Raw genomic sequence first — 26,965 nt, forward strand, 5'->3', positions numbered from 1 at the left:
TACTCTTCTCGCTTCTCACCCAAGGCGCTATCCATGTCCGACAAGAAGAACAGCAATGAAATGTGGGGAGGCCGTTTCGCCTCGGGTCCCGCCGCGATCATGGAAGAAATCAACGCTTCCATCGGCTTCGACCAGAAACTCTACGCCCAGGACATTCAGGGTTCGCTTGCCCATGCTGCCATGCTTGCGAAAACCGGCATAATAGGGGCGGACGATCACGACAAGATCGCAAAGGGCCTGAACACGATATTGTCAGAGATAGAGACGGGAAAATTCACGTTTTCGCGTAAGCTCGAAGACATCCACATGAATATCGAGTCGCGACTGGCTGAACTGATCGGCGCACCGGCAGGCCGGTTGCACACAGCGCGCTCGCGCAATGATCAGGTTGCTGTCGATTTCCGCCTCTGGGTCAAGGGGGAATTCGAGAGAACGGCGATTGCCCTGAAGAAGCTCATCGAAGCATTTCTGAAGCGTGCCGAGGAACATGCAGCGACGTTGATGCCAGGCTTCACGCATCTGCAGACGGCGCAGCCCGTCACCTTCGGTCACCACTGCATGGCCTATGTCGAGATGTTTGGGCGCGACTTGAGCCGGGTCCGGGACGCCATCGACCGTATGGACGAATCGCCGCTCGGTGCCGCGGCGCTGGCCGGGACCGGTTTTCCGATAGACCGGCACATGACCGCAAAGGCGCTCGGCTTTCGCGAGCCGACCCGCAACTCGCTCGACAGTGTTTCGGATCGCGATTATGCGCTGGAATTCCTTTCGACCGCCGCGATCACCGCGACGCACCTGTCCCGCCTCGCCGAAGAGATCGTCATCTGGTCGACGCCGCAGTTCGGGTTCGTGCGCCTGTCCGACAGTTTCTCCACCGGCTCATCGATCATGCCGCAGAAGAAAAACCCCGATGCTGCCGAACTTGTGCGCGCCAAGACCGGGCGCATCACCGGCTCGCTGGTCGGTCTCCTGACCGTGATGAAAGGTCTGCCGCTGACCTATTCGAAGGACATGCAGGAAGACAAGGAAGCCGTCTTCGATGCGGCGGAGACGCTGGAATTATGCATCGCCGCGATGACCGGCATGGTCGGTGATATGACCATCAACAGCGCCGCTATGAAAAAAGCGGCCGGTTCCGGCTACTCGACAGCGACCGATCTTGCCGATTGGTTGGTGCGTGAACTCGGGCTGCCCTTCCGCGAGGCGCATCACGTGACCGGACGCGCGGTGGCGCTGGCGGAAGAGAAGAAAGCCGAGCTCGGCAAACTATCGCTGGAGGATCTGCAGGCGATACACCCCGGCATCACCGATGCGGTGTTCGGTTATCTAACCGTCGACAAATCGGTGCGCAGCCGCAAATCCTATGGCGGTACGGCGCCGGGCGAGGTTCGCCGCCAGATCAAGTTCTGGCAAAAGCGTATCGCAAAACTCTAAAACAATATTGGCTGGAGATGGGGGTGCAAAGCGCGCCTTCATACGCTAGACAGAGTAAACGCCATTCGGGATCAAACTTATGACGAGCCGTTCTTTTTTGACGACAATACTGATGTCGATTGCAATTTTAAGCGTTGTTTCGGCTTGTGGCCGAAAGGGCGATCCTGAACTGCCGCCGGCTTCCGTTACGACGATGCCCGGCGAGCCGAAGACCGAAAAACCGCCGGTCCAGGACAAGCGTTTCATCCTCGACCCGTTGATCTAGGCACGTACGTGAACCATTTCGACTATAAAGACGGCGTTCTCCATGCCGAGGGCGTCAGCATTCCCGACATCGCCAAGACGGTCGGAACACCTTTCTATTGCTATTCCACCGCGACGATAGAACGGCATTTCAAGGTCTTCTCGGCGGCATTCGCCGATATGGAGACGCTCGTCGCCTACGCGCTCAAGGCCAATTCCAATCAGGCCGTCCTGAAGACGCTGGCTCGCCTCGGTTCAGGCGCCGACGTGGTCTCCGAGGGCGAAATGCGCCGCGCGCTGGCTGCAGGCATCCCGGCCAACAAGATCGTTTTTTCCGGCGTCGGCAAGAAGCCTAGCGAAATGGATTATGCACTGGCCGCCGGAATCCATTGTTTCAACGTCGAATCCGAGCCGGAGCTTGAAATACTTTCCGCGCGCGCGGTTGCGGCGGGCAAGATTGCGCCGGTATCGCTGCGCATCAACCCGGATGTGGACGCCAAGACCCACAAAAAGATTTCCACGGGCAAATCGGAGAACAAGTTCGGTATTCCGCTTGCCAAGGCCAGCACGATCTATGCGCATGCCGCCAAGCTTCCCGGCCTCAAGGTCACCGGCATCGACATGCATATCGGCAGCCAGATCACCGATCTCGAGCCGTTCGATAATGCCTTCAGGCTGCTGGCCGAACTGGTTGCGCAGTTGCAGGCGGACGGCCACGATATCAAGCATGTCGATCTCGGCGGGGGCTTGGGCATTCCCTATCATTTCGACAATAATCCGCCACCGCTGCCAGATGCCTATGCGCAAATCGTGCAAAAGCATATCAAGCCCCTGGGCCTGAAGACCATTTTCGAGCCGGGCCGTCTCATCGTCGGCAATGCCGGTATATTGGTCAGCGAGGTGATTTACCTCAAGGAAGGCGATGCGCGGAATTTCATCATCGTCGATGCGGCCATGAACGATCTTATCCGTCCGACGCTTTACGACGCCTTTCATATCATCCGTCCGGTCAAGGAACCTGCGGCCAACGATCCGCGTATTCGCGGCGATGTTGTCGGTCCCGTTTGCGAAACTGGCGATTATCTTGGCCTCGATCGCGATCTGCCGCGCCCGGCTCCGGGCGATCTCATCGCCATTGGAACGGCAGGCGCTTACGGCGCAGTACAGGCAGGCACCTACAACACGCGTCTGCTCGTGCCAGAGGTTCTGGTCAATGGCGACCGGTTCCATGTGGTGCGGCCCAGAACGAGCTATGACGAGCTGATAGGGCTCGATTCGGTGCCAGACTGGCTTTAGCAATCCTAGGATAAACCCCTCCCTGCTGCTACGCAGCTTCCCTCCCCACAAGGGGGAGGGTTAGGCGCAAGCTCATATATCCCGGAGATTTGCTTGAACATGCATCAAAGGTGCAACGGTCTCGCCCTCCCCCTTGTGGGGAGGGACGGAGCGAAGCGACGGGGAGGGGTCTTGAACACCCACTCTACACAAAACTATGATCGCATTTTTACCCCAAGGCCTCGCCTTTGCCATGATGAATGGTATTGTTCTATGATGCCGGTACCGTCGATGCCGGCGAGATGGAGTGCGGATGACCGATCAACAACCCGACAAACGGGACGCGATCAGGTATAGGTTCGATATTTTCAAAAGTATCGATCGCCTCCGTTTGTCTGCATGGTTGACCGTTGTTTTCGAACGTCTGTGGCCGCTGGTACTGCCGCTTCTGCTTTCCGTTGCCGTTTTCCTGTGCCTGTCCTGGTTCGGTATTTTCCGGATCATTCCGGATGCGTTGCGACTGGCACTGCTCGGGCTCTTTGTTCTCTCGCTGCCCCTCTGCCTCTATCTCCTGTTGAGATTCCGTCTCCCCAATCGCTCGGAAATCAGCCAGCGACTGGAAAGCGTCAACACGCTCGATCACCAGCCGATCACCATCCAGTCGGAAGAACTCGTCAACAAGAGCATCGATCCGTTTGCACAAGCGCTGTGGGACGAACACCGCAAGCGCATGGCCGAGCGCATCCAGAACCTGAAGAGCGGCCTGCCGCAAACCCGTATTCCGGAACGCGATCCTTGGGCGTTGCGCGGTATTGTCGGCCTGCTTCTCGTCGTCGCCTTTGCCTTTTCCGGCGGGCCGCTCGGCGGTCGCATTAACGATGCATTCCGCAGTCATAGCAAGAGCGAAGCCATACCGCCCCGCATTGATGCCTGGGTGACGCCTCCACGCTATACGGGACGCGCACCGCTCTTCCTGACAGCGGCAGCCAATGACGAAGAAAAACAGTTCACCATTCCGCAGGACAGCACGCTTATCGTCCGCATCATCGGCGGCAGCGGATCGGAGAAGGTTACCCAGACGTCGATGGACGGGGAGGCAACCGATATTGCGGCGAAGGACCAAGGCAAGCCGGAAGACAATCCAGCGACCGCCAAAGCCCGCCCGCGTAATTTCGAACTGCCGATCGGTGCCAACAGCACGGTTAGCCTGTCAGATGATGGCAACCCGCTTGCCGAATGGGCGTTTTCGGTAACGCCAGACCAGCCGCCTTCCATCCGTTTCACCAAGGACCCTTCCAGCGCTGCCAACGGCACGATGGAGGTTTCCTACGAAATCAAGGATGACTACGGCGCATCGAGCGCGGTAGCGCAAATCGAGCAGGCATTGCCTGCCGACAAGGATGCACGACCGCTCTTCAAGGCGCCGGACCTGCCTCTGGCACTGCCGCGGCGCGGCGATCAGCCCAAGGAAACCACGACCACCAAGGATCTCACCGAGCATCCATGGGCTGGTTCCGAAATTCGTATGACCCTGGTCGCAACCGACGATGCGAAACAGGAAGCCAGAAGCGAGACCAAGACGTTCGTCATGCCCGAACGCCCCTTCGCCAACCCGCTGGCCAAGGCTGTCGTGGAACAGCGCCGCATCCTGGCGCTCAACGCCAATGCCAAGCCGCAAGTGCTCGATATGCTGGATGCGATCACCATCTGGCCGGAGGAGACGATCAAGAACGCGTCTCATTACCTCGCTTTGCGCAGCGTGCGCTCGCGGCTCAATCTTGCGCGCAGCGACGACCAGTTGCGCGATGTCGTCGCCTATATGTGGCAAGTCGCGCGTGGCATTGAGGACGGCGCTCTTTCAGACGCCGAGCGGCGCCTGCGTCAGGCGCAGGAAGCCTTGAAGCAAGCGATCGAACAGGGTGCAAGCCAGGAAGAAATCGAAAAGCGCATGAAAGAACTGCGCAGCGCCATGAACGAGTATCTGCGCGAATTTGCCCAGAAAGCCCAGAAGAACCCGAATATGGCTCAAATGCCAAATCCTAACGCGATGGAACTGCGGCAGGAGGACATAGACCGCATGCTCGACCGCATCGAGGATCTGGCCAAGCAGGGCGCGAAGGATCAGGCGCAGCAGCTGCTTTCCGAACTCGAAAACATGATGAACAATCTGCAGATGGGCCAGCAGCAGCAAAATCAGCAGGGCCAAGGTCAGATGAGACAGCAGATGGACAAGCTGGGCGAACTGATGCGGCGCCAGCAGGAGATGATGAACCAGACCAACCGGCTTGAGCAGCAGCGTCAGAATGGCATGCAGCAGGACCAGGGCCAAAGCCAGCAGGGTCAAAATGGCCAGGAAGGGCAGCAAGGCCAAATGTCCGAAGAGGATATCGCCAAGGCGCTGCGCGGCCTGCAGGAAGGCCAGGGCAAGCTGCAGTCTGATCTCGAGCAAATGATGAAGGATTTGAAAGGGCTCGGTATCAATCCCGGTGAAGGTTTCGGCGATGCCAACAAATCCATGGGCCAGGCGGGGAAGGCACTGGGCGATGCGGATGGCGGACAGGCGGTTGACCGGCAGAGCAATGCACTCGACGCCTTGCGCCGCGGCGGGCAGGACATGATGAAACAGATGCAGCAGGCCATGGGTCAGGAAGGTCAGACTGGCGGACCCAACGGACAGCAGCAGCAAAATGGCAGGCTCGATCCCTTGGGACGCCAACGTTCCAGGGGAGATTTCTTCGACGACTCCAAGAATATCGTCCCCAAAGATCTGGATATTCAGCGGGCGCGCGAAATCCTGGACGAAATCCGCAAGCGCCTCGGCAATGCGCTGAGCCCGCAAATGGAAAAAGACTATCTGGAGAGATTGCTGAAATTCGATTGAAACCGCGGATGCCAATTATCCGGAATTAGGTAGCAAAAACTACCAGACCGGAAATCCGGCATAGCTTCACCTAATCTGAGGACCGCACCGCTATTAAAATCTTCTCTTCGGGAAACATCACGAACAGGAGTTCATCATGATCTCGAAAACTGAAATAGGCACCTGACGCCTCGATAACTGCTCGATTGAAGGTTCTGGCCAAAACTGGTTCTTTCTCGACACAAGCACTTAATTGCCCAAGCGTCTTATCTGCCTGCTCCAGGTTTGGTGGCACGCCTTTGATAATTGGGGCTGCATACCAATATTCAGCCTTGTTTTCGCTTAGATCGACCCGAGGTCGCTCCTCGGGTTTACCTTCAAGGACTTGCGTCCCCACCTTATCAAACGCTCCTACAATCCCATTCTGTATAACTGTGGCCGCAAATTTATCGTCTATTTTGTGTACATTCAAAATGCACCAGCCAGAGATGTATTGGGCGCCAACTTGCCCTTCAGTGGGAATGTTATCAGGTATAGGGATTGGCGGCTGATGGGCATTGTCACAGCCAAGCAGGCCACCGATAGTTGTGCTGGGCCAGCAGGAGTTTGACTATTCTAAAGCACTTCGCCACTAATCCGTCACGACACCCACATAGGGCAGTTGCCGGAATGAATGGCCAACGTCCATGCCGTATCCCACCACGAAATAATCCGGGCATTCGAAACCTTTGAAATCGGCTTCGATATCGGTCTTGCGCTTGACGCTCTTGTCGAGCAGCACCGCGATGGAAACGCTGCGCGCGCCGCGCTCCAGCATAAGTTCGCGGGTGAATTTCAGCGTTTTTCCGGATTCAAGAATATCGTCGATCAGAAGCACGTCGCGGCCATGCACATCGCTGTCGATGTCGCGGAGCAAGCGCACCTCGGTGCTTTCCGTGCCCTTGCCATAGCTCGATACCGTTATGAACTCCACGTCCGGTTCCGCTCCCGCATCATGCATGGCGCGGATGAGGTCTGCGGCGAAGATGAATGATCCTTTCAGGATCGAGATCACCAGCAAGTTTTCGAAGTTGCGGGCAACGATTGCCCTGGCAAGTTCGAGGTTCCGCTCCGCGATCGTCTCGGCGCTGAAAAGGACCTCGATAGTTTTTCCGCCGACCATTGGCATGCAGTTCTTCCCGATTGAGAGCCCATTTGGAAACTCTACTGCAGTGGTCATCTGACGCGTTTTTCTGCGCTTCCGGTGCTCACGTACTCAATGTACGCTGCGCTCCGGTTCTCGAAAACCACGCCATATGTCTCGCCGCAGCGACTTTCCAAACGGGCTCTGACCATATGCAACTGCTATAGCCCGATCGCCGCCTGGAAATCTAGCGCGCGAGTTCGTTCTTATGTGCAACGGAACCTGTGGTCAGCATCGGATCGTCAGCGGGTGACGCTCCGGACATTAATGTATGGCCGCCGGTTATCCAGAAGACCGAAACTGCAACCAACGCGACCACTAGCCAATAGCCGAAGCCCGGCCCCTTGAGTTCTGTGCTTTCGCGCGCATGCAGTATCGTCAACGCTTCATCACTGGGCAACAGGCGTTGCCATGTCTCAGCCCCAGCCTCCTTGGTGACAGGACCGCGCGCCAATGTCTCGAAATCGACATCCTCCGCACCACCTTTGTCGATGGAAGGCACAGCATTCAAACTCAGATTATCTTTGGTTTCCATTGTATCGATCTTTGCAAAATACGGTTTTGGCATCGTCTGCCCTCATGCAGACAATTTTTTCCGAATCATGGGGCAGCCTATCCCACAAAAATTAATGTTTTGGCCGATGCGCGGCTGCGTTTGATGGGTGGCCAAATCCGTCCGCACAAAATAGAACACGCATGGACACGAGATTGGAAAGTTACGCTTGATTCGCTTTGAGAATGTCGGTTTGCGATACGGAATGGGCCCGGAGGTTCTGCGTGATGTCAGCCTCCATATTTCACCGCGGTCGTTCCAGTTCCTGACCGGCCCGTCGGGAGCCGGAAAGACGTCGCTGCTGCGCCTGTTGTTCATGACGCTGAAACCGACGCGTGGCCTGATCAACGTCTTTGGCAAGGATATCGCCACGATCTCGTCGAAGGAAATGCCGCTGCTGCGGCGCCGCATTGGCGTAGTTTTCCAGGATTTCCGTCTGCTCGACCACATGACCACCTATCAGAATGTGGCGCTGCCGCTGCGTGTGCGCGGCAAGGAGGAGGCGACCTATCGCGCCGAAGTCGAAGAGCTTCTCGACTGGGTTGGCCTCGGCGAGCGCATGCATGTGCTGCCGCCCGTCCTTTCCGGGGGCGAGAAGCAGCGTGCGGCAATCGCGCGGGCCTTGATCGATCAACCGGAAATTCTGCTCGCCGATGAGCCGACCGGCAATGTCGATCCGCCGCTGGCGAGGCGCCTGCTCCGGCTTTTCGGAGAGCTGAACCGCTCGGGCACGGCGGTCGTCATCGCGACGCATGACCTGACGCTGATGGACCAGATCAATGCGCGGCGCATGATCCTCGATCAGGGGAGGCTCGACATTTATGATTGACGCCGCCCGCATCAAATATCTGGCGCTCGACCTGTTTGGCCGTGCCATGGAACGGTTTCAAGCCAAAAGCGGGCAGGCACCGATTGTGCCCGCCGGCAATGTTGTTGGCCACGCCCTGATGATCGTCATCGCCATCATGACTTTTCTCGCCTGCCTTACCATTGGCGCCGTCAGTCTCGTCCAGTCGACGGCGACGACGTGGCAGAGCCAGATTTCGACCGAGGCCACCATCCAGATACGTCCGGTCGAGGGCCAGGACATGGAGGCGCTGCTTAACCAGGCGAGCACCATTGCCCAGGGTTTTGCCGGAGTGAAATCGACGCGCATCATCGACCGTGCCGCGACCGAGCGCCTGCTGGAGCCATGGCTTGGAAGCGGTCTCGATATTGACGAGCTGCCGGTGCCAAGGCTGGTGATCGTCACGCTCGACGAAGCTTCACCGCCGGATTTCGCTGCAATTCGCGCGGCGCTGGTCAAGGAGGTTCCGGGCGCCAGTTTCGACGACCATCGCAACTGGGTCGACCGGCTCGTTTCCATGGCGCGTTCGACGGTCCTGATCGGCATGGCGGTGCTTGCGCTCGTTGTGGCAGCGACTGTACTAACGGTTATTTTCGCGACGCGTGGAGCAATGGCCGGCAACGGACATATCATAGAGGTTCTGCATTTTATCGGTGCGGACCAGAATTTCGTTGCGCGTCAGTTCGAGCGGCATTTCTTCTGGACGGCGCTCAAGGGTGCAGCTTGCGGCGGGGCGCTTGCCATCATCATTTTCCTGTGTATCGGCTGGTGGTCGTCGCACAATCTGGCGACGCCCGAGGCAGACCAGGCGACGGCGCTCTTCGGCAATTTTTCCATTGGATCAGGCGGCTATACGGGTGTTGTTCTGATCATATTGGCGGTCAGCATCCTGACCATGATAACAACAAGAATGACGGTCATAGCGCATTTAAGACGGGTTGACGGGCGCAGCGGCGAAAGCCACGAAACCTGATGCCATTTCATTCATTTTAATATCCGGATTGTACAAAAGCTGAGCCCCGGCACTCTCTTTTAAACAGAACAAGAACAAATCTCGAACAAGGCATTTCTAATCCATCATGGGCGGCGCAAACGACGGCAACCAACAAGATCAGATCGCTACTACGCGCGGCGGGCGGCTGCTCGCGTTCATCCGCAGGCGGATCGTTCTGCCGCTGTTCATCGTCTGCGTTCTCGGTCTTGTCCTGTTCATCGGCGGGTTCATTCTTTTCGCCGATCGCGTCACGACTCTGGAGGCACCGGATCTCACCCGGCCTGCCGATGGGATCATCGTCCTGACCGGCGGCTATTCCCGGATCGAAGGGGCTCTCGATCTCCTCAAGAACAAGCGCGGCGAGCGCCTGTTTATCAGCGGCGTGCATCCAACGACCAATCGCAATGAATTGCAGCGTGTAACCGGCGGTGACGCCACCCTGTTCGAATGCTGCGTCGATATCGACCGTTCGGCTCTGGACACGGTCGGCAATGCGGCCGAGAGCGTCAAGTGGGCCCATATGAACCAGTACAAGCGGGTGATCGTGGTCACCAACAACTACCATATCCCCCGCACCATGGTGGAACTCCGGCGCGTCTCGCAGGACATCGAATTCATCCCTTATCCGATTATCAACACCAATTTGCGCGACGGCGACTGGATTTCCCGCGGCCTGGTGGTGCGGGTGCTTCTGGTAGAATATATGAAATATCTTGGTGCTGAAGTTCGCTCGCATCTCCCCGATAGCCTGTTCGGGCTCAAGCTTGGCGCGAAGACTTTTTGAGAGTTCACGGCAAGGCCACATTGGTATAGGAAGGCGCAGGCCAACCTTATCCCGAGTCCTGACCTAAATGACGATCATTCGATCAATCGCCTTCAACACACTTTTCTATCTGAATTTGATCATCCGGATGATCATCTTCACGCCCTATTATTTCTTGAGCCCGCGCAAGCAAGCGTGGAGCGTTCCGAAAAACTGGGCGAAATCAAATCTGTGGCTGCAAAAGGTGATCGTCGGCGCAGACGTCCACATCGATGGGCTGGAGAATATTCCGGATGGTCCGTATATATGTGCGCCGAAGCACCAATCCTTCTGGGATACCTATGCCTTCCTGCCGCACATCGCCGATCCGGTCTATATCCTCAAGCGGGAGCTGACCTGGATTCCGCTGTTCGGCTGGTACATCCAGAAAATGAAAATGGTGCCGATCGATCGCGGCAAGCGTTCGGCGGCCATGAAAGTGGCTGTCAGGGGTGCGCGCAAAGCTGTCGCCGGAGGCCGGCAGCTGATGATTTATCCTGAAGGCACACGGACCGCGCCGGGTGCGCCGCCGCATTACAAATACGGCGTCGCGCACATCTATGGCGAACTCGGTGTTCCCGTCGTTCCGATCGCCCACAATGCCGGGCTCTACTGGCCGCGCCGCAAGTTCATGCGCTATCCCGGCGTCATCCACTGCCGCATCTTGCCGCCGATCCAGCCGGGACTCGACAATGACGCGTTTTTGAAGAAGCTCGAAGAGGTCACCGAAGCTGCCTGCGACGAGCTCCTGATCGAAGCAGCGAAGTCGGACAATCCGCCGCCCATGCCGCCAACGGCGGTGAAGCGGCTGAAAGAACTCGGGGTGACCAATTAGGGGCCTGTCAGGTTTGAACTGAAACGCGCCTCCCTCCGTCATCCTAAGTCCTCGGGTTAAACCCGAGGATGACCCGAGGACCCATTGGGATGTTCAAATCACAGTACTGCGTTCTTGTTTCTTCAAGAAAGTGTGGGTCCTCGGGTCAAGCCCGAGGATGACGGAGAAGTAGATGAAGTCCGACCCTCCCCATTGAGGGGAGGGTAAGAGGTTGCGGGTTCGCTATTGCTTGGCGAGCTTCTGCGAAGGTTTCTCCCGGCCAAGGTTCTGCAGCTCGATATCGGTGATCGCCACCTTGCCGCTCTCCTTGGGAAAGACCAGTTTCAGCTCTTTCAAGTTGTTGGTGTCTACACCCTCAAAGGCTTTCAGCGGGATGGCGACCATGTTCATGAGCTGCGGCACAGACTTCGCCCATAATGCATCATCCGTACGATCCGTCATCGGGATGTCTTTGCTCGGATCATCTTTTTTCGGCCCGCTCACAGCTTTAAGAGCCGGTGTATTGTAAAGCGCATCGCTGTAATCGCTCGCCGTCACAGTTGCCGTTTTGCCGGAACTGTCGGTTAATGTCACTTTCACTTCCTGGCCCATCGGCCAGACCACCGCGATGCGGAAAGTCAGCGAATCCATGCCTTTGGTAGAGATTCCGGAAAGATCGGTGGTTATAGTCGCATCCGGCTTCGACCAGGAGAGTTCGGCATGATCCGCAACCGAGAGAAAGCCTCTGCCACCTGAGCCGGCATATCTAAATTCCGGCAACTGTGTAGAACTGCAGACGCTGGTTACTCCACCGCCCAACGACATATCGCAACGCACAAGTCCGTCCGCATCAAAGCCTGAAAACGCGTTAGCACCGCCCAGCTGATTGCTTTTGAGACTATCGACCTGTGCAAAGCGCTGGATAAGTTTCCGCCTGTAGTCACTCTTTTGTACGGTCAGCATAGTACGCTCGTCGCAGGTTTTATTGCCCTCCTCACATGCAGCCTCAGGCAATTGCGCGGTTCCATTCCAATAGGCGGCGAATTTCTGCTCCTCTCCGACATGGTAGCGCATGAAGGAATTAATGATGAAAAGACCATTACGTTCCTGGTTCGGCCGGCTCAGACGAACACTATCTTTCCGCGTGAGATCGCAATATTTCCCGCTGCCATCATCCCCCCACTGGCGATTGTAGAAATCGTGGTTCGCTCCTTCCACGAAGATCTGATAGCGCGGTGCCGTGTCGGTTTTCAGAGCAAACCGGTTGTGATCGTATGCCACGGCTCCTTGGAGATTACTCATGTCACCATCACAGGAGGGTAGCAAATTTACGAGGGGGACATTGTTTATCCCTAGGTTGCCGCTAAAATCGGTCGGCGCCAGCATGAATGCGCCTTTGAATTCATAGGGTAGTTCCGTTTCCCGAACGGCGGCATAGGAAAGATTATATTTTGCGACAGCAGCATCAAATTTCGCGTCATCTATGCTGGCAGGTATGGGCTCAACCGCTGGCGTAACCTCAACGGGTTCTGTGCTGATGCCGCCCAGTGTACCTTTCTCAAGGTCAACATCAGGATCGAGCGTGGCCTTGACCGCGGACGCGAATTCTACCGCCGGTATGACAGCGTCAAAGAGATCTGGGTAGTTTCTTTTAAGTATTAATGCGCCAATCTTTGGTTCGTCTTGGTTGAAGTGCCATCCGAAGTACATACTGATGGGTTCTGTCATTCCATATTTCAAATCATCAGGTGCAATACCTTTTAAAATTTCGCTGTATTTAATCAATGCCCCCTTTAGGTCATCTTGGTCGCTTCCAGCTCTGGTCTGGTTATATTTGATCGCGTTGGAAATCCCCTGGCCGCCACGCGAGTGGCCCATGATGCCGATGCGGGTGAAATCCAGCTTGCCTTGCAGGAGATCAAATGCACCGGGCCTGCCGTTCGCGTCAATCTGGCCGTTCTTGTCGATCTGACGCAGTAGATCCAGGGTTCCGAGGATTAATTGTCCGCGCGAATTACCTGCTGGATCACCAAGCGCATTGTTGTAGTCACCATCGACGGAAATGACGACGTAACCGTGGGTGGCGAGCTCTTCCGCAAGATAGTCATAGCCCTTGTAACTCTGAAATTCGCCCATCCCATGTTGAAAGATGATAATGGGATAACGGCGCTTTGGGGCCAATAGGCTGATGGCTTCGCGGGGGTAACGCACCCAGCCGCTGACGCGCTCAATGAAGGTCGAGTCGTCGCGGGAAGAAGCAAGATTTCTACCACCCGATTTCACAACGATATTGCCCAGATCATACAGATAGGCGGGGGTTGACGAGAATGTCGCGCCGCCCCCCGTATCGGGTGCAACTTCGGTAAAGCGCCCGGCTTTCGTCGGCAGCGGAATGGCAAGGCCGCCGCCAGTCTGCGGCAGCTTTTCGGATTCAGTGCCGGCAACAGGTGTCACACTGCCTTTAACCGGCTGTTCTTCCTTGGGGAGGTCCGTCGTAACGACGGTTTTTACCGCCGGCACATCGAATGTCGAGCCGGCGGCCGGTGTCTTGTCCTCATTGCAGCCCGATAAAGCGGCAGCAAGCAGTGCCGATATGCACGCTGTTTGTGCAAGTCTGCACGCCAAGCGCGTGCCTGGTTTCAACCATTGCGTCATTGTGAATAATTCCCTCAACTGGAGGTCGTATTTTGAAAATAATCGACCGTGAAATGACAAAAATATAAGGTGGCGAATAATCATGGGCTGCGGGACATACGTGCCCGCATCAATCATATAAGCAATGATCGTGCCAGTTTGGGACTCAAGGGATTCGCAGGCGTAGAAGCACCTTCCTCTCCGTCATCCTCGGGCTTGACCCGAGGACCCATGGGAATGTCCGAACTGCAGCCTTAAGTTCTTCTTTCTGCAAGAAGTGTGGGTCCTCGGGTCAAGCCCGAGGATGACGGAGAGGGAGGAGGATGATGGGAGGGAGGTGGCTTGAGGGAGCGCAACCTTCAGATCGTGAAGGCAGCTGGGCGCTATTCCTGAAACAACACCGGGCATAAAAAAAGCTCCATCGTGAGATGGAGCTTCTTATAGATTATGCGAACGCGCTGAATTACTCAGCTCCTCCCGCTGCGGCTTTCCGTGCCTTCTTGGCTTTGTACTTGTCAAAGCCATGCAGTTCGCCTGGTTTGCGTTCTTTTGGTGTTTTCTTCGGTTTTTCAGGCTTTTCTGTGGTCCAGCCTTCCGGCTTCGCCTTGGCTGGCTTGGCCGCCCAATCGGTTCTCGGCTTTTCATCATTGGAGCGTGGCTTGCGATTGTCGAATTCGCGCTTCTCGCCAAAACTTTTCTTTGGCTTGAAGTCGCCGCCCTCAGTGCGACGCGGCGATGAAGGCCCAGCGCCTTCGCTGCGGGTGATGTTCACGCCCTTTTCGCCGGAACCGAACTGCTTGATCCGCGCCATGAAGGCATCGGCCTTGCTGGCGGTGATCTCGAAGCGGGTTTCTGTCTCGAGGATCTTGATCGAGCCAACGTCTGTCTTGGTGATATCGCCGGCCTTGCAGATCAGCGGCAGGAGCCAGCGCGGCTCGGCGCGCTGCTTGCGGCCAACGCTCAAGGAAAACCATGCGCCGCTTTCGAACTGCTCAAAGCGATCCGAACGTGGAGCGCGTTCGCCTCGGCCCGGACGATCCTCGAAGCTGCCCTTGCGGATCGGTTCAAGCACGTGCGACGGGGTGTTTGAGAGTTCTTCCGGGGCAGGGCGCGCCGCCATCTGCTGGCGCAGATAGGCAGCGGCGATCTGTTCGGCAGAATGCAGGCCGAGCAATTCGGCAACATATCCGGCCTCTTCCTCGCTCACGACTTCCGTCAAGGAAGGGTCATTGAGAATGCGGTCATGGTTGCGTTTGTTGATGGCATCCGCGTCCGGCGGCGGCACCATGGTTGTCGACAGCTTGGCACCCTGCAACAGGCGCTCGGCGGTGCGGCGGCGCGATGCGGGGACGATCAATACGCAGATACCCTTGCGACCGGCACGTCCAGTACGGCCGCTGCGATGCAGGAGCGTTTCGGAGTTGTTCGGCAGGTCGGCGTGGATAACGAGGTCGAGATTGGGCAGATCGATGCCACGTGCCGCAACATCGGTTGCAACGCAGACACGGGCACGGCCATCGCGCATCGCCTGCAGGGCGTTGGTGCGTTCAGCTTGGCTCAATTCGCCCGAAAGGGAAACGACCGAAAAGCCGCGATTCGACAGGCGGCTGGTCAGATGCTTCACCGCTTCGCGGGTCGAGCCGAAAATGATGGTGTTTTGTGCATCATAGAAGAGCAGGGAATTGATGATGGCGTTTTCGCGCTCACGCGGCGCCACCGGCATGATGTGGTATTCGATATCCGCGTGCTGCTCGCGGTCGCTCGTGGCGGAAATGCGCAGGGCATCTTTCTGGAACTGCTTGGCGAGCAAAGCGATGGGCTTTGGCACGGTCGCCGAGAACATCAGGGTGCGGCGGTCTTTCGGCGCTTCGCCGAGAATGAATTCGAGGTCTTCGCGGAAACCGAGATCGAGCATCTCGTCGGCTTCATCGAGCACGACTGCGCGCAGTTCCTTCATGTCGAGCGAACCGCGGGTGATATGGTCGCGCAAGCGGCCGGGTGTTCCGACAACGATATGCGCGCCCTGTTGCAGCGCACGGCGCTCCTTGGTCATGTCCATGCCGCCAACGCAGGAGGCAATGCGCGCGCCGGTGGGCTCATAGAGCCATTCGAGTTCGCGGCGAACCTGCAATGCCAGTTCGCGCGTCGGGGCGATGACCAGTGCGTAAGGTGCGCCAATGGAGGTGAAGCGGTCTTCGCCTTCAAGCAAGGTCGGCGCGATGGCGATACCGAAGGCGACGGTTTTGCCGGAGCCGGTCTGGGCTGAGACCAGAAGGTCGGCGCCCTCGGCTTCCGGAGCCAGAACAGCGGTCTGCACCGGCGTCAGGGTCTCGTAGCCACGGGCTGCCAATGCACCGGACAACGCCGGAGCGATAGAATCAAAAATAGTCATCAATGAACTTTCAGTGCTGGTTTGGGCGTGTGGTTGGCTCGGCGTCAATGGGAGCACGAGCGGCACGCATGTAGCTTTGTTGCGCTCTCGTAGAGCCTGCGACGCGTTCCGTCAATGCCAAGAAACGCATAGCTCCCATCCGCACTCCCGTCAGGAGGTGAAGCCCGCACGTTTCAAACGCACAATAGCGAGGTCGAGCGCGGAAAGAAAGCTCGAACGATCTTTCGGCGAAAACGGCCGCGGACCGCCGGTGATCTGCCCGGCAGAGCGAAGCTCGTCCATGAGATTGCGCGTGGCCAGCGTGTTGCCGATGGAGGCTTCGGTAAAGGCGCGCCCGGTGGGCGAAATGGCGTCGGCCCCGGCTTTGACGCAACGGCTGGCGAGCGGGATGTCCGCCGTCACCACAACGTCGCCGCGCGAGACTCGCTCCGCGATCCAGTGATCGGCGGCGTCGAAACCGTCGCTGACGATGACACGCTCGATCATCGGATCGCGCGGAATTGCCATCATCGAGTTGGAGACGACGAAGGTCTTGACGCCATACCGCTCGGCTACGCGGTAGATCTCCGCCTTGACCGGGCAGGCATCGGCGTCGACATAAATTGTGATCTTTTTTTCTTCGTTCATGTTCAACCAAAAATGTGCAGGGCCGCGAGACCGACCGAGGCGCCGAGCCCGATGGCGATGCCTGCGGCAAGCGCTGCCACCAACAGGCCTGTTCCAAGCCAGACGCCGTCCTGTTCACCAAGGCCGATGGCCAAAAGGACAATGCTGAGCGCCGGCAGCTGATTGATAAGCGGGACCGGCAGGATGACAATCAGCGACATCAGCAGCGCGACGATGCTGACGACGCGCTCGACGATCATTTGCGGAACGAACCAATAGCGCGGGCGTGCCAGCTTTTCAAAGCGAACGAGCATGGGCTCCAGCCGTGCAATGAACCTGCGATACGTTTCGACCTGCATTGATTTGCGCCGCATGAAAGCGGGAAACCACGGTTTTTCAAAGCCCAGCAGCATCTGGATCGAGAGCAGCACCAGCGGAATACCGAAGATCGTGGAAGTGCCCGGAGGAAGCGGCACAAGATTGAGCGCCGCAAAAAGAATCATAAGCGCGCCGAAACTGCGTTCAGACAAGGCGTCAAGAATGTCGTCGAACGATATTCTTGTCGCAGGATCCGCGCCAATCTCGACAAGGACTTTGGACAAGCGCCGCGTATCCGGATCGTACGGCGTGCTATCGTCGCCGCTCATTGATATTCACGCTCTGACGGCCTGCAAATGGCGTTTTTCTGCGCTCCGGTGCTCGAAACCCACCATTTTCGTCGCGTCATGGCATGAATCTCAACAGTCATGCGTGGAGGACATTCAGCGCGTCGGAACGGGATGTTCGCCGCGATAATCATAGAAGCCGCGGCCGGCCTTGCGTCCGAGCCAACCTGCCTCGACATATTTTACCAGGAGCGGGCAGGGGCGATATTTGGAATCCGCCAGGCCGTCATACAGCACCTGCATGATCGACAGGCAGGTATCGAGGCCGATGAAATCGGCCAGCTGCAACGGTCCCATGGGGTGATTGGCGCCGAGTTTCATCGCGGTATCGATGGCATCCACAGAGCCAACGCCCTCATAGAGCACATAGATCGCCTCGTTGATCATCGGCAAAAGGATGCGGTTGACGATAAATGCCGGAAAGTCCTCGGATACGGTAATGGTCTTGTCGAGGCTTGCGACAAATTCCCGGGCACTTTCGAATGTGACGTTCTCTGTTGCGATGCCGCGAATAAGCTCGACCAGATGCATCACCGGAACCGGGTTCATGAAGTGAATGCCGATGAATCGTTCCGGGCGATCGGTGGTCGCAGCAAGGCGTGTGATCGATATCGATGACGTGTTGGTGGCGAGGATCGCCTCTGGATTGAGGTTTGGACAAAGCTGCGCGAAAATCTTGCGTTTTACCGTCTCATCTTCCGTGGCGGCTTCAATGGCAAGATCGACACCGGAAAGGTCTTCCATCCGCAATGCCGGACGAATACGCGACATTCCCTTGACGCGCTCAGCTTCCTCGAGCTTGCCATGGGAAACCTGGCGGGCCATGTTGCCGTTAACGGTGGCGAGCGCCTTTTCGATCTGCTCGGCCGACTGGTCATGGATCAAAACATCGTATCCAGCCAAAGCGCAGACATGTGCAATACCGCTGCCCATCTGCCCTGCGCCAACAATGCCTACGGTCTTGATCGAGCCTGCCATGTTTCCATCCGCTTTTTTTATGAATATATCACACAAACTAAATGGCCGGGGTAGCGTTCGTCTACCCCGGCCAAGCAATTTCATTTTAAAGTTCGAATTAAATAATCAAAGCGCCTTTTCGAGCTCCGGCAAGATGACGAAGAGATCACCGACGAGGCCATAGTCAGCGACCTGGAAGATCGGCGCTTCCTCGTCCTTGTTGATGGCGACGATGACTTTCGAGTCCTTCATACCGGCCAGATGCTGGATCGCGCCGGAAATACCGACGGCGATGTAGAGATCCGGTGCCACTACCTTGCCGGTCTGGCCAACCTGCCAATCGTTTGGCGCGTAACCGGCATCCACTGCGGCGCGCGAGGCGCCAACGGCTGCACCGAGCTTGTCGGCAACCGGAAGGATGACTTCCTTGAACTTCTCGCTCGAGCCAAGGGCACGGCCACCGGAGATGATGATCCTTGCCGATGTCAGCTCCGGACGGTCGCCGCCGGAAAGCTTGGCCTCGACGAACTTCGACAGACCGGGGTTGGCTGCAGCCGAGACAGTTTCGACCGGAGCCGAACCGCCTTCGCCGGCTGCCGCGAAGGTTGCGGTGCGCACGGTGATGACCTTCGTGGCGTCGGTTGCCTGCACGGTCTGGATGGCGTTGCCCGCATAGATCGGGCGCTTGAACGTATCGGGCGAGATGACCTCGATGATGTCCGAGACCTGCATGACGTCGAGCAGGGCAGCAACACGCGGCAGGATGTTCTTGCCGTTGGTGGTGGCTGCGGCAATGATCGTGTCATAATTGCCAGCCAGCGAAACGATGAGCGCTGCGCTTGCCTCGGCAAGGCGGTTGGCCAGATCGTCACTGTCGGCGAGGAGAACCTTTTTGACACCCGCAAGCTTGGCAGCCTGATCGGCGACGCCCTTGGCGCCTTTGCCTGCGACGAGTACGTGCACATCGGAGCCGATGGCAAGCGCTGCCGTCAGTGCCTTGGCGGTCTGGTCGGAAAGGGTCTCGTTGTCATGTTCGGCAAAAAGAAGAATAGCCATGGTGAAATTCCTTATCCTTTAAATCAGAACGCCGGCTTCGTTCTTCAGCTTGCTGATGAGTTCAGCGACATCCTTGACCTTGACGCCCGCCTTGCGGCCACCTGGCTCTTCAGTCTTGATGACCTTCAAACGCGGCTTGGTATCGACGCCATAATCGGCAGCGGACTTTTCATCCAGCGGCTTTTTCTTGGCCTTCATGATGTTCGGCAGCGAGGCATAACGCGGCTGGTTCAGGCGGAGGTCGGTGGTGACGATCGCCGGGAGCGTGATTTCGATTGTCTGCAGGCCGCCATCGACTTCCCGGGTGACCTTGGCATTGTCGCTACCGAGCTCGACCTTGGATGCGAAGGTGCCCTGGCTCCAGCCAAGCAGGGCCGCAAGCATCTGGCCGGTCTGGTTGGCATCGTCGTCGATGGCCTGCTTGCCGAGGATGACGAGCTTTGGCTGTTCGGCGTCGACGACGCCCTTCAAAATTTTGGCGACGGCGAGCGGCTCGACGATATCGTCAACCTTGACCAGAATGCCGCGGTCGGCACCCATGGCGAGCGCGGTGCGAATGGTTTCCTGCGCCTGTGCCGGGCCGATCGATACGACGATCACTTCCTCGACCTTGCCGGCTTCCTTCAGACGGAGAGCTTCCTCGACCGCGATTTCGTCGAATGGGTTCATCGACATCTTCACATTGGCAAGTTCAACGCCGGAGCCGTCGCCTTTTACCCTGATCTTCACGTTGTAATCGACTACCCGCTTTACCGGTACGAGGACTTTCATAGGGATTCCCTCTCAAATAAACGAAGGACAGATTTACCTGTCCCGTGGTGCTACCCGCTTGCCGGAAGCCGACATGGAGGTGAGAAAAACGACACGTTTGTGCCGGGATTGCGCGGGACCGTAATTATGGGCGGAGTAAAGGTCAATCTGGCTGCGCCAAGTTCAACCGATTGAAAGAACGATCATCGGCCCCACTTGACCGGTTCTGCCTCGCGGGTGACTGGCTCCGGTTGTTTCTCCACCACGACGGCGCGCGGCGAGACGATAGCCCGGTCAAACAATGGCACGCTTCGACGTTTCATGATCACGATAAGCACAGCGCCGGCGATGATGCCGCCGACGTGGGTCGGCCAGGACACCTGTTCCTGCCCGCCCCATAAAAGCATTGCGAATTGTATCACAACCCACAGCACCAGCGGATAGATTGCCGGGATGCGCAGGGGAATGCGCCCAAACGCCAGCACCCAGACCTTTACGCGTGGATGCAGCAGCAGATAGGCGGAGACAATGCCGGCGATGGCGCCGGAAGCGCCGATGAGCGGCGCTTCTGAATCGGGCAGGATCACGCCATGCAGGAACGCTCCGGCAGCGGCGCATAGAAGATAGAAAATCAGAAACTTGATGTGGCCAAGCGCATCTTCGACGTTGTCGCCGAAGACCCAGAGGAACAGCATATTGCCGCCGAGATGGAAGATGTCAGCGTGCAGGAAGGCGTAGGTGATGTAGGTGAAATCGGACGGGACGAAGTAGTAACTGGCAGGCAGAACCGCGATGTCATGGATGACGGCGGGTATGTAACCGAGGCCGATCGCGGCGGCCTGGGCAGTCTCGCCGTCAACAGCCATGACCAGATAGACAAGCACGTTGATGACGATCAGCGAAAGCGTCACATATTGCAGCTTGATGTATTTGAGACTGTTGGCGTCATGCAATGGAATGAACATCGGCGCCGGTCCCCTGCCTCAGCGATCGTGACATTTAGCGATTGTGGCATTTAGCGATTGTGACCGGGCACCCATAACACGTCCCTCGCGCCATTGTCATTGACCACGCGGGCGGCGACAAAGAGAAAATCCGAAACGCGGTTGATGTATTTCAGGGCGGCCGGTGTGACCGTCTCGTCGGGCTTCTGGGCGAGTTCGACCATCTGCCGTTCGGCGCGGCGTGCCACGGTGCGGGCAAGGTGCAGCGCAGCGGATGCGGGCGAGCCGCCGGGCAGCACAAAAGAACGCAATGGCGCAAGGTTTGCGTTCAACCGGTCAATCTCCGCTTCAAGCCGCAGGACCTGGCCGTCGATAATGCGCAAGGGCTCATAAGGGAGCGTTTCGCCTGTATCGGGCGTTGCAAGATCGGCACCGAGATCGAAGAGGTCGTTCTGGATGCGCATAAGCATGGCGTCGAGTTCGGGGAAGGCTTTCTCCGTGTGGAGCCGTGCGAGCCCGAGACAAGAATTTGCTTCGTCCACGGTACCGTAGGCTTCAACGCGCAGATCATGTTTCAGACGCCGTTCGCCGCTGCCGAGGCCGGTCGTGCCGTCATCGCCCGTACGCGTGTAAATCTTGTTGAGCTTGACCATATGATTGGTGTCTCTAGCCTGCCGCGCGGTGGAAATAGATCGCACCGACGATGAGGATAATGGCGACCAGCTGCAATAATATGCGCAATTGCATCATCTTGTTGGAGAAGTTGGCGTCGCCGCCCTTCATCATGTTACGCAGGCCAATCAGAAGCACGATGGTCACCGCGGCAATTGCCACGAGCGCCAAAAATTTGAAAATGACATCCATACTCTATTCCTTGATCGTCAGACTTGCCTGCAGTCTGCTCCTGTCACGACTGGCTCGCAAGCACGCGATATAGCGCACGTGCGGATAGAAATCTGCGGGCAAAGTTTGTAATTTTTGCCGGGCGTGTCACCAGATAATGAGGACGCGGGCGGGGATTTTCCAATGCGTCCTTAAGCACCGCATAGACCGCATCAGGACCGAGTTTAAATTTCGACTTGGTGCCGCCCCCCGAAAGCCGGGCTATCAGCCTGCGGTACTCATCACGATGCACCGAGTTTTCGACGTCGATGTACTTTTCGATCTGCTTGCGAGCATTGTAGGTGAACCGGGTGGCGATGGGCCCCGGCTCGATCAGCGACATTTGGACGCCTGAGCCTTCCAGTTCCATCCGCTGCACCAGCATCAGCCCCTCCAGCGCGAATTTTGATGCGACATAGGCGCCGCGCCATTTCATCGGTACGAGGCCAAGGATGGACGAGCAATGGACGATCCGGCCATGGCCCTGCTTGCGCATCACCGGTACAAGATACTGGGTGAGCTCATGCCAACCGAAGAAATTGCTGTCGAACTGTTCGCGCAGTCCATTGATGGGGAGATCTTCCACCGCGCCGGGCAAAGCGTAGGCGCCATTGTTGAAGAGGGCATCCAGCGTGCCGCCGGTTTCGCCGAGCACCGCTTCGACCAGCGCAGAGATCGATTCGGATTTGCTGTAGTCCATGTAAAAGGTGGTTAAGCCGTCGGCCTGAAGCATTTCAATATCTGCAGGATTCCGGGCGGTCGCGAAGACGGTCCAGCCGTCCCGTTTCAACGCCCGGGCGCAATGAGCCCCTATCCCGCTGGAACATCCTGTGATCAAAATCGTTCTAGAACGGGTCATGTTTTCCGGATGTTTTTCAATTGATTGCATGAAAAGACTTCACATATTCCCCGGCGCCTTGCAATCTGCTCAGTTGAAGGGGCGAACAATCATCTATGCGTAGGGCAAAATCTTTTCTTTGGCGTGTTGTCGTCGATACGTGGCGGCATTTCAGCACCGATGATGGTTGGGCGCTCGCAAGCCACGTTGCCCTTTCGGGAATTCTCGCGCTTTTTCCGTTCCTGATTTTCGCGACTTCCCTCGCAAGTTTTCTTGGGGCGAGCGCCTTCACCGATACGGCTGTTCATGTGATCTTCGATACTTGGCCGGAGGTGATCGCCAAGCCGATTGCGCAGGAAGTGCGCAATGTCCTCAATATTCAGCGCGGCGGCCTTTTGACGATCAGCGTGATCGCGGCAGCCTATTTTGCCTCGAACGGTATCGAAGCGCTGCGGGTCGCGCTCAACCGTGCTTATCGCGTCATCGATACCCGTTCGATCGTCTATTGCCGCCTGCAAAGCCTCGGCTATGTCATCGTCGCAACGATCGGCATCATGGCCATCAGCTTCCTGCTGATCCTGGCGCCGCTCGCCATGCGTATCGCGACCATCTATATCCCGGAGCTTGTTCTCGTATCAGGAACGATCAGTTTCTGGCGCTATTGTATTGCTTCGGCTGTGCTGATTATCGGCTTGCTGGTGGTGCATTTGTGGCTGCCGGCCGGGCACCGCCGTTTTGTCGAGATCTTGCCCGGCGTCCTGTTGACGCTGCTTGCATGGACCGTTGGCGCTACGATCTTTGCAAGTTATCTCGAAACCTTTGCAACCTATGTGTCGACCTATGCGGGTCTCGCATCGATCATGGCGGCGATCGTTTTCCTCTATATCGTCGCGGCCATCTTCATCATCGGCGCGGAAATCAACGCCGCCATCATCCGTTATTGGGAAATCGAGGAAGCCACGCGTCTCTGACCCGTCGAGAGGGCAACGCCTAGGCTGGCAATGACCATTCCCACCAGCTGGAACGGTGTCAGTGTTTCGCCGAACAGCGCATAGGCCATCAGCGCCGTGACACCCGGAACCAGATAGAACAGCGATGCAACCTTGGACACGGCCCCCTGATTGATGAGCAGCATCAGCAGAAGCACGGCGCCGATCGACAGGACGAATACCAGCCAGAACATGGCGAATATCAATTCGCCCGACCAGATGATCGTGTGCGTCTCCAGCAGCAGCGAGCATATGCCAGTGAGGACGGCAGCGCCAAGATATTGCAGGGTCGTACCCGCCTTCAGATCGATAGTGCCGACGAAGCGTTTTTGCCAGACGGTGCCGATGCTGATGGCAACAACCGAAAAGATTGCTGCCGAAACAGTCGCCGGGGTGATGCCGCCGGCGGAAATGACGAGCTTCGGCCACAGGACCATGGCGACGCCGATGCAGCCGACGGCAAGCCCGGCCCAATGGCGCGGCTGGATGGTTTCGCCGAGTACCAGCCCCGCGATCAGCGCTGTGATCAAGGGCTGCAGTCCAACGACGAGTGCCGACATACCTGCGGGCAATCCATTGTGAATGGCCCAGAAGGCGGCGCCGAGATAGGCTCCGTGTATGAGGCATCCCGCAATGATCGCGTGCATTGCACCACGTTTGCTGGGCCAGTGATTGCCATCGAGTACCACCCAGAGGCCAAGGATAACGCCCGCGATCAAAAACCGAACCGTTAGGAAATAGAACGGCTCTATGTAGGGCATGGCATAGCGCGCGCCGATGAAGCCGGTGGCCCAAAGAACGACGAACAGAGCGGGAAAATAACGGACAGGCATAGTCAAGGGACCGGATCGGGAATGCATTGTGGTGCTGATCTATACCGGAACGGGCAGAGGCGATAGATCACAACCCGATCATAGCGTGTATCTCCTGACAGGTGACACCTCCTTGCCGCAGTGAACGCAACGCGGTGTCCTTGCGGCTTTTCGAAAGTTTCTCCCCGTCGTGATCCAGGATAAGTGCATGGTGGTGATAAACAGGCGGCTCAATATCGAATATCCGCTGCAGCAGGCGATGGACGCTTGTTGCCTGGAAAAGGTCCTTGCCGCGCACGACGTGGGTGATGCCTTGCAACGCATCGTCGATGACGACGGACAGATGATAGCTCGTCGGCATATCCTTTCGCGCAATGATGACGTCACCCCAAATACGCGGTGCGGCTTCGACGGTGCGTTCTTCACCGGCAAGCTCGGTCCAGAAAAATGGCTCGCCGATATGTTCAAGCGCACGGTCCATGTTCAAACGCCATGAAAACGGTTGTCCTTCGCTGATACGCCGTTCGCGCTCGGCGTTTGAAAGCTGCCGGTCCGTTGGCGGATAGAGCAGGGCTCCGTCCGGATCGCGCGGCCAGCTCTCATTTCCGCCAAGGTTTTCGATTTCGCGTTTGATCTCGCCGCGGCTTAGAAACGCTGGATAGACGAGTTCCATATCGATCAGTCGATCGAGCGCCTCGCGGTAGACAGGGAAGTGTTCCGACTGGCGGCGGACCGGCTTCTCCCAATCGAAGCCGATCCAGTGCAGATCCTCCTGCATGGTCTGTTCGAGTTCCGGGGTGCAGCGCTCCCGGTCGATATCTTCCATGCGCAGGAGCAATCTGCCGCCTGCATCGCGCGCCATCTGCTGGTTGAGCAACGCGGAACAGGCATGGCCGAGATGCAGATGGCCATTGGGGCTGGGGGCAAAGCGGAATACCGGAACTGTCATGAGTGATGAGTGGCGTTCTTGCGTGGGTATCGAGGCAATTGATACGGTGTTTCCCAAACGAAGCAAAGTGAACGATTGAAATGCGCAGAATTGATACGCTCGAGGATATCGCGGAAGGGCTGGAAGCCTTGCTGCGAACCCACCCTGAACTCGCGGCGATTGCCGAACGCGCCGGGCCGCTGCCGCTGCGCCGTTCCGTCCCGGGCTTCGAGAGCCTTGCCTCGGTGATCGTTTCGCAACAGGTCTCCAAGGCCAGCGCCGATTCGATCTGGAAGCGGCTTGTCAGCATCATCGATCCCCTGACACCGGAAAACTATCTTGCTGCTGGCGAGGAGGCGTGGCGGGTTGCCGGCCTATCCCGCGCCAAACAGGCCACTCTCGCCCGGATCAGCGAAGCGGTCATTGCCGGAGAACTCGATCTTACTGCTTTGGCGGATATGCCGATCGACGAGGCCATGCAGGTCATGACCAATGTGAAGGGGATCGGTCCCTGGACAGCGGAAGTCTATCTGCTGTTCTCTGCGGGCCATGCGGATGTCTTCCCGTCGGGAGACGTCGCTCTCCAGCATGCCTATGCCCATGCCTATGGCGAATCAGTGCGGCCGGACTCCAAGGCGCTGCGGCTGTTTGCCGAGCGCTGGATCCCGTGGCGCGGTGTTGCCGCCCGACTTTTCTGGGCTTACTATGCCGCAACGCGTGGCCGCGATGGCACACCAGTGCCATGAAGTTGAAATAACGGGGTTTTTCCTTAGCAAACACCGCAATTTGCTTCACATTCCTGTCACGTCCAGCTTACAATAATGCAAGCCTGATGGTTGGATTGGGAGTTGATTCCTTGACAATAGCCGTCTCGCCGGACGGGTTACCGGCTCTGGTACTCAATGCGGACTACCGTCCGCTCAGTTATTATCCCTTGTCGCTCTGGTCCTGGCAGGACGCGATCAAGGCGGTTTTTCTTGACCGTGTGAACATCGTCGCCGAATACGAGCACGAGGTTTCCTCGCCCTCCTTCGCGATGCGGCTGCCCAGCGTGGTATCACTCAAGACCTACATCAAACCTTCGCGCAATCCTGCCTTTACCCGGTTCAATGTCTTCCTGCGCGACCGGTTCGAATGCCAGTATTGCGGCTCGGAGGAAGACCTGACTTTCGATCACGTCATCCCGCGCTGTGCGGGCGGCGAAACGATCTGGGAGAATGTCGTGGCGGCCTGTTCACCTTGCAATCTTCGCAAGGGCGGTCTGATGCCCAACCGTGCCAAAATGTGGCCGCGGCAAAGGCCCTATGAGCCGACGGTGCATGATCTGCACAATAACGGCCGGCTGTTTCCGCCAAACCATCTGCACGAAAGCTGGATGGATTATCTCTACTGGGATGTCGAACTGGAACCATAAAAACCTCTGCCAATCCACCCCGATGGCTGGCGCTGGTTATCTCTCCCCTTGTGGGAGAGAAAGGATTTTCCTGGATTTAGCCTCTTTGCTAAA

General features: G+C 57.4%; 27 protein-coding genes. 11 read left to right on the plus strand and 16 right to left on the minus strand.

Features of this window, described 5'->3' with window-relative positions; genetic code table 11:
• Nucleotides 1-33: 33 nt before the first annotated feature.
• The 4 genes from argH (at nucleotide 34) to LB462_RS18620 (ending at nucleotide 5,833) form a co-directional block, all read left to right on the plus strand.
• A complete protein-coding gene (gene argH / locus LB462_RS18605) occupies nucleotides 34-1,434 on the plus strand; it encodes an argininosuccinate lyase (protein WP_224511073.1) in 1,401 nt (466 codons plus the stop codon).
• A 79-nt stretch (nucleotides 1,435-1,513) separates the two neighbouring features.
• Entirely contained in the window at nucleotides 1,514-1,699 is a 186-nt protein-coding gene (gene lptM / locus LB462_RS18610) for an LPS translocon maturation chaperone LptM (protein WP_209999448.1), read from the plus strand.
• 8 nt (nucleotides 1,700-1,707) lie between these two features.
• Complete coding sequence (gene lysA, locus LB462_RS18615) at nucleotides 1,708-2,973, plus strand: diaminopimelate decarboxylase (RefSeq protein WP_224511074.1); 1,266 nt, start codon at nucleotides 1,708-1,710, stop codon at nucleotides 2,971-2,973.
• A gap of 292 nt (nucleotides 2,974-3,265) precedes the next feature.
• Nucleotides 3,266-5,833 (plus strand): TIGR02302 family protein, encoded by a 2,568-nt coding sequence (locus LB462_RS18620; RefSeq protein WP_224511076.1) that lies wholly within the window; start codon nucleotides 3,266-3,268, stop codon nucleotides 5,831-5,833.
• Nucleotides 5,834-5,903: 70 nt separating this feature from the next.
• On the opposite strand, the gene LB462_RS18625 is transcribed toward LB462_RS18620, so the two are convergent.
• The 3 genes from LB462_RS18625 to LB462_RS18635 form a co-directional block, all read right to left on the minus strand.
• Complete coding sequence (locus tag LB462_RS18625) at nucleotides 5,904-6,284, minus strand: hypothetical protein (protein ID WP_224511078.1); 381 nt, start codon at nucleotides 6,282-6,284, stop codon at nucleotides 5,904-5,906.
• Between the two features lie 159 nt (nucleotides 6,285-6,443).
• Nucleotides 6,444-6,980 carry a hypoxanthine phosphoribosyltransferase gene (hpt, locus tag LB462_RS18630; RefSeq protein WP_224511080.1) on the minus strand — a complete coding sequence of 179 codons (537 nt, stop codon included), beginning with the start codon at nucleotides 6,978-6,980 and terminating at the stop codon, nucleotides 6,444-6,446.
• Nucleotides 6,981-7,182: 202 nt separating this feature from the next.
• Nucleotides 7,183-7,563 carry a hypothetical protein gene (locus LB462_RS18635; protein ID WP_224511082.1) on the minus strand — a complete coding sequence of 127 codons (381 nt, stop codon included), beginning with the start codon at nucleotides 7,561-7,563 and terminating at the stop codon, nucleotides 7,183-7,185.
• Between the two features lie 190 nt (nucleotides 7,564-7,753).
• On the opposite strand from LB462_RS18635, the gene ftsE reads away from it, so the two are divergent.
• The 4 genes from ftsE to LB462_RS18655 all read left to right on the plus strand — a co-directional run bounded on the left by ftsE (nucleotide 7,754) and on the right by LB462_RS18655 (nucleotide 11,026).
• Nucleotides 7,754-8,377: a cell division ATP-binding protein FtsE gene (ftsE, locus tag LB462_RS18640; RefSeq protein WP_245426436.1), complete on the plus strand. Its 624-nt coding sequence runs from the start codon at nucleotides 7,754-7,756 to the stop codon at nucleotides 8,375-8,377.
• The gene (locus LB462_RS18645) at nucleotides 8,370-9,368 is read left to right on the plus strand and encodes a cell division protein FtsX (RefSeq protein WP_370637221.1); all 999 of its coding nucleotides are present in this window, start codon (nucleotides 8,370-8,372) and stop codon (nucleotides 9,366-9,368) included. The genes ftsE and LB462_RS18645 overlap by 8 nt, the downstream gene beginning before the upstream one ends.
• 106 nt (nucleotides 9,369-9,474) lie before the next feature.
• Nucleotides 9,475-10,173 (plus strand): YdcF family protein, encoded by a 699-nt coding sequence (locus LB462_RS18650; RefSeq protein WP_224511084.1) that lies wholly within the window; start codon nucleotides 9,475-9,477, stop codon nucleotides 10,171-10,173.
• A 67-nt stretch (nucleotides 10,174-10,240) separates the two neighbouring features.
• Entirely contained in the window at nucleotides 10,241-11,026 is a 786-nt protein-coding gene (locus tag LB462_RS18655; RefSeq protein ID WP_224511086.1) for a lysophospholipid acyltransferase family protein, read from the plus strand.
• Nucleotides 11,027-11,248: 222 nt separating this feature from the next.
• Here LB462_RS18655 and LB462_RS18660 read toward each other — a convergent pair whose 3' ends face one another.
• From LB462_RS18660 to LB462_RS18710, 11 genes are all read right to left on the minus strand, one after another.
• Complete coding sequence (locus tag LB462_RS18660; protein WP_224511087.1) at nucleotides 11,249-13,777, minus strand: alpha/beta hydrolase family protein; 2,529 nt, start codon at nucleotides 13,775-13,777, stop codon at nucleotides 11,249-11,251.
• Nucleotides 13,778-14,102: 325 nt separating this feature from the next.
• A complete protein-coding gene (locus LB462_RS18665) occupies nucleotides 14,103-16,031 on the minus strand; it encodes a DEAD/DEAH box helicase (protein WP_224511089.1) in 1,929 nt (642 codons plus the stop codon).
• A gap of 150 nt (nucleotides 16,032-16,181) precedes the next feature.
• Nucleotides 16,182-16,658 carry a YaiI/YqxD family protein gene (locus tag LB462_RS18670; protein WP_224511091.1) on the minus strand — a complete coding sequence of 159 codons (477 nt, stop codon included), beginning with the start codon at nucleotides 16,656-16,658 and terminating at the stop codon, nucleotides 16,182-16,184.
• Between the two features lie 2 nt (nucleotides 16,659-16,660).
• Complete coding sequence (locus LB462_RS18675) at nucleotides 16,661-17,284, minus strand: exopolysaccharide biosynthesis protein (RefSeq protein WP_224511093.1); 624 nt, start codon at nucleotides 17,282-17,284, stop codon at nucleotides 16,661-16,663.
• Nucleotides 17,285-17,398: 114 nt separating this feature from the next.
• Complete coding sequence (locus LB462_RS18680; RefSeq protein ID WP_224511094.1) at nucleotides 17,399-18,280, minus strand: 3-hydroxybutyryl-CoA dehydrogenase; 882 nt, start codon at nucleotides 18,278-18,280, stop codon at nucleotides 17,399-17,401.
• A 105-nt stretch (nucleotides 18,281-18,385) separates the two neighbouring features.
• The gene (locus LB462_RS18685; RefSeq protein WP_224511096.1) at nucleotides 18,386-19,315 is read right to left on the minus strand and encodes an electron transfer flavoprotein subunit alpha/FixB family protein; all 930 of its coding nucleotides are present in this window, start codon (nucleotides 19,313-19,315) and stop codon (nucleotides 18,386-18,388) included.
• Between the two features lie 18 nt (nucleotides 19,316-19,333).
• Entirely contained in the window at nucleotides 19,334-20,086 is a 753-nt protein-coding gene (locus tag LB462_RS18690) for an electron transfer flavoprotein subunit beta/FixA family protein (protein WP_112523466.1), read from the minus strand.
• A gap of 182 nt (nucleotides 20,087-20,268) precedes the next feature.
• Nucleotides 20,269-21,030, minus strand: coding sequence for a rhomboid family intramembrane serine protease (locus LB462_RS18695; RefSeq protein WP_224511098.1), 762 nt, complete (start codon nucleotides 21,028-21,030; stop codon nucleotides 20,269-20,271).
• A gap of 50 nt (nucleotides 21,031-21,080) precedes the next feature.
• Nucleotides 21,081-21,662 (minus strand): cob(I)yrinic acid a,c-diamide adenosyltransferase, encoded by a 582-nt coding sequence (locus LB462_RS18700; protein ID WP_224511100.1) that lies wholly within the window; start codon nucleotides 21,660-21,662, stop codon nucleotides 21,081-21,083.
• A gap of 13 nt (nucleotides 21,663-21,675) precedes the next feature.
• Nucleotides 21,676-21,873 carry a twin transmembrane helix small protein gene (locus tag LB462_RS18705; RefSeq protein WP_112523457.1) on the minus strand — a complete coding sequence of 66 codons (198 nt, stop codon included), beginning with the start codon at nucleotides 21,871-21,873 and terminating at the stop codon, nucleotides 21,676-21,678.
• Between the two features lie 43 nt (nucleotides 21,874-21,916).
• Complete coding sequence (locus tag LB462_RS18710) at nucleotides 21,917-22,750, minus strand: SDR family oxidoreductase (protein WP_224511183.1); 834 nt, start codon at nucleotides 22,748-22,750, stop codon at nucleotides 21,917-21,919.
• A gap of 95 nt (nucleotides 22,751-22,845) precedes the next feature.
• Between LB462_RS18710 and LB462_RS18715 the strand changes: the two genes are divergently transcribed.
• Entirely contained in the window at nucleotides 22,846-23,700 is an 855-nt protein-coding gene (locus LB462_RS18715; protein ID WP_224511101.1) for a YihY/virulence factor BrkB family protein, read from the plus strand.
• On the opposite strand, the gene LB462_RS18720 is transcribed toward LB462_RS18715, so the two are convergent.
• Together LB462_RS18720 and gluQRS are read right to left on the minus strand one after the other, a co-directional pair.
• Nucleotides 23,667-24,551 carry a DMT family transporter gene (locus tag LB462_RS18720; protein ID WP_224511103.1) on the minus strand — a complete coding sequence of 295 codons (885 nt, stop codon included), beginning with the start codon at nucleotides 24,549-24,551 and terminating at the stop codon, nucleotides 23,667-23,669. The genes LB462_RS18715 and LB462_RS18720 overlap by 34 nt on opposite strands.
• 67 nt (nucleotides 24,552-24,618) lie before the next feature.
• Nucleotides 24,619-25,479 carry a tRNA glutamyl-Q(34) synthetase GluQRS gene (gluQRS, locus tag LB462_RS18725; protein WP_224511104.1) on the minus strand — a complete coding sequence of 287 codons (861 nt, stop codon included), beginning with the start codon at nucleotides 25,477-25,479 and terminating at the stop codon, nucleotides 24,619-24,621.
• Nucleotides 25,480-25,559: 80 nt separating this feature from the next.
• Here gluQRS and LB462_RS18730 point away from each other — a divergent pair, with 80 nt between their 5' ends.
• Together LB462_RS18730 and LB462_RS18735 are read left to right on the plus strand one after the other, a co-directional pair.
• Complete coding sequence (locus tag LB462_RS18730; protein WP_224511106.1) at nucleotides 25,560-26,204, plus strand: DNA-3-methyladenine glycosylase family protein; 645 nt, start codon at nucleotides 25,560-25,562, stop codon at nucleotides 26,202-26,204.
• Between the two features lie 110 nt (nucleotides 26,205-26,314).
• Nucleotides 26,315-26,872: an HNH endonuclease gene (locus tag LB462_RS18735; RefSeq protein ID WP_112524159.1), complete on the plus strand. Its 558-nt coding sequence runs from the start codon at nucleotides 26,315-26,317 to the stop codon at nucleotides 26,870-26,872.
• Nucleotides 26,873-26,965: the final 93 nt, after the last annotated feature.

The sequence above is a fragment of the Phyllobacterium chamaecytisi genome (assembly GCF_020164455.1).
GTDB classification, from domain to species: Bacteria; Pseudomonadota; Alphaproteobacteria; order Rhizobiales; family Rhizobiaceae; genus Phyllobacterium; species Phyllobacterium chamaecytisi.